Genomic DNA, 337 nt, shown 5'->3' with positions numbered 1-337 from the left:
TATGCTGGTCGATCTTCGTGGCCAGTCGGCGAAATTCGTTCATTCCCATGTCCGTCACAAAAGGCGCGCTGATTGCCCTTGGGCAGAGAGAAGTGTCACCGCCTTCTTATCGAAGGAAACGAAGGTTTCCCCACCAAGCCAATTACCTTCGTAGGCAATGACGCCATCGGCAAAGTCACCGCCTGCGTCGAGCACCAGCAAACCGGCCTCCACGGCGGGCCTGTTCACTTCCACGTTGGCGGCGGCCAATAGCGCCCGGATCGCGTCGGCCGCGTCAGATTGCTGGAAGCCATAGACACGCATCAGCACCCAGACAAATTCGCATAGGCACGGCAGC

The 337-nt window shown here is 58.8% G+C and carries 1 protein-coding gene; it reads right to left on the bottom strand.

The genetic code is table 11. The annotated features are described in order from the left end of the window. Window positions 1-54: 54 nt before the first annotated feature. A partial coding sequence (locus tag XpopCFBP1817_RS21325) for a PIN domain-containing protein (protein WP_244171304.1) occupies window positions 55-337 on the bottom strand: 283 nt, incomplete at its 5' end.

Source organism: Xanthomonas populi, from assembly GCF_002940065.1.
Taxonomy (GTDB): Bacteria; Pseudomonadota; Gammaproteobacteria; order Xanthomonadales; family Xanthomonadaceae; genus Xanthomonas; species Xanthomonas populi.
The sequence above is the reverse complement of the archived record's forward strand: the minus strand, read 5'-3'. Positions and strand labels throughout refer to the sequence as shown.